The organism is Acidisphaera rubrifaciens HS-AP3 (assembly GCF_000964365.1).
Classification (GTDB): domain Bacteria; phylum Pseudomonadota; class Alphaproteobacteria; order Acetobacterales; family Acetobacteraceae; genus Acidisphaera; species Acidisphaera rubrifaciens.
On sequence record NZ_BANB01000486.1, the window covers coordinates 1 to 2493 of the forward strand.

Genomic DNA, 2493 nt, shown 5'->3' on the forward strand with positions numbered 1-2493 from the left:
GGCAGGCGCGCGACGTCGATGCGCGCGGCGGCCAGCCGGTCGATGCGCAGCACGCGCCCGACCAGCGCGCTCGGTGACCAGTCGAGCGCCGCGTCGTCGATCGTCAGCCAAGCCCCGCGCGCGTCGCGGATGCCGATATGCGCGACGCGTAGCGCGTCCGGAAAGCGGCCGGACAGGCCGCTGATCGTCACCATCCCGCCGGTCAGGCCCGGCAGCCGCGTCTCCACCTGCCGCCGGCCGAAATCGGTGTTCAGCAGGACGAACACCGCGCCCACCAGCACGACCGGCAGCCCGATCGCGACGATGAGCAGCCACAGCAGCGTCTTCGCGATGATCCGGCCCGCACGGCGCATCAGAACGCCTCCCCGATGCCGATATAGACTTCCAGCGGATCGTCCCCCGGCCGCCGGTCGAGCGGCACCGCGACGTCGACGCGCAGCGGACCGATGCTCGTGTAGTACCGCGCGCCGACGCCCGCGCCCATATAGTAGGTGCCGGCGAGCGGCGGGCCGTTGGCCGTGACCTCGCCGACGTCGAGAAACGCTGCCGCGCCGAAATTGCCATAGACGTGCTGGCGCAACTCGATCGTCGCCGCCGAGACGGCCGTCCCGCCCTGCGGGTAGTTGTCCGGGAAGCGTGGCCCGACCGACTGGTAGCGATAGCCGCGGACCGTGTCGCTGCCGCCCGCATAGAATCGTTTGTCCGGCGGCAACTGGAACTGCGAGGCGCCCTCGGCGTCGCCGGCGAGGGCGCGCAGCGCGATGATCGACTTGCCTTTATCCCCCCACAGCGACGAGACATCGAGATAGGTCGAGACGCTGCCCTGCATCAGCACGAAGGTCGCATTAGCGCCGCCGACGGATTCGGTCGGCGTCACGTTGGCGTTGATGCGCACGCCGTCGGTCGGCTCCAGCAGGTTGTCGGTGTTGTCGAACCGCGCGCTGACCGGCAGGCCGACGAGCGTGTAGTCGCGGTTGGTGTATTCCTGCGTGATCTGCTCCGTCTCGCCCGACACGCCGACGCTGCCGGTCCAGTGGGCGGAGAACTTCTTCAGCAGCAGCGCGTCGGCCACGAGCGCCGTCCGGTTATACGAGATCAGATCCTCCTTCACCGCGCCGACATCCGCCTGCAGCGTCAGGTCGCGTTCCAGGAAGTCGGGCTTGAGGAATTGCAGGTTGACGCTGTAGCCCGGCGCGATCTGCGCGGTGCCGCCGCCGGTCAGGCCCGCCGTGAAGTTCAGCGACTCGCCGTTGCCGAACACGTTGCGGTATATCCAGCTCGCGTTGGTCATGATGCCGAGATCGGTCGAATAGGCGGCGCCGAAGGAGACGGCGTGGCGCGGCCGCTCCTTGAACGTGAAGTCGAGCGGCAGCTGCCCGTCCGCGTCGGTCGTGTCCGCCGGCTCCGCCCGCACGGTCGAGAAGATGCCGGTGTTGACGAGGTCCGCGCGGGCCGACTCGATGGTGGTCGGGCTGTATTGCTCGCCCTGATGCACCAGCAGCCGGCGACGGATATAGGCGGGATTGGTTTCCTGCAGCCCCGTGAGCGTGATCGGGCCGAGATCGACGCGCCGCCCCGTCGTGGTCGGAAAGGCGACGTCGAGCGTGTCGGTCTCGTCATGCAGGATGGCGATCGGCTCCGCCACCTTGGCGAAGGCATAGCCCTCCTCGCGCAGCGCCTCGCGCAGCCGCCCCTGCGCCGCCAGCACGTCGGAGGCGACGGCGGGCGCGCCCGGCTTGAGCGCGAGCTTGGCCGCCGCCGCCGCCGGCACCGTGCCGTCGATCTTCACCTTGCCGAGATGAAACAGCGGTCCCGTCGTCACCGCGACCGTGACCTTGGCCGGCGGATCGGCGGCGCGGCGCTGCAGCAGGTCCGCGAGACCGGCCTCGTCGAGCGGATGGCCGTCGATGCGTATACGGACCGTTCCCTTGTAGTAGCCAAGGCCGTGCAGCGCCGCGAGGAAGCGGTCGCGATCGGTCAGGGCGCGGCCGATCAGCGCGAACGGGCCGACGGGCGCGACGGTGCGCAGAGAAATCAGGTTGGAACTCGCCTGAAGGGCGGAGTCGACCGTTTCGTGCCCGCTTTTGGCGATATCGACCGTGTATGGCTGCGGATCGGCACCACGCGAGCGGGCGATGGGCAGCACGGACAGGGAAGCGACCAGCAAGGCGCCGAGGCAGAGACGGGTCGTGGCGCCGGACCGCCAGGGAGGTGGCCGGGGAGAGACTCGCATTAAGCTTTTGTAGCGTGCCCCGCGCGGTTTGCACGGCTTTGTCGCCGGCCATGCTCACGAATTGCACGTCGCGCAAGGATAACAAATCCATCGTTGTCCCGCCGCCCCGCCACGGCTATCCGAGACAGTGATGGAAAGCACGGCACAGCACGGGTCGGCCGGCGGCACGGCGGGGGCGGCAGCCGCTCCCCTGCGGCGCATCATGAGCGCACGGCTCGTGCGCGGCGCGGCCCGCGCCGGCGAGACCGACGGCTGGCCGC

General features: G+C 69.7%; 2 protein-coding genes. Both read right to left on the reverse strand.

All coding sequences use genetic code 11. The features are described 5' to 3' along the window. Window positions 1-353: hypothetical protein (locus B8460_RS13485; RefSeq protein ID WP_048862127.1), on the reverse strand; the 353-nt coding region annotated here is incomplete at its 3' end. After that, window positions 353-2167, reverse strand: a complete 1815-nt coding sequence (locus tag B8460_RS13490) for an autotransporter assembly complex protein TamA (RefSeq protein WP_048862128.1) — start codon at window positions 2165-2167, stop codon at window positions 353-355. The genes B8460_RS13490 and B8460_RS13485, both read right to left, overlap by 1 nt. Window positions 2168-2493 lie beyond the last annotated feature (326 nt).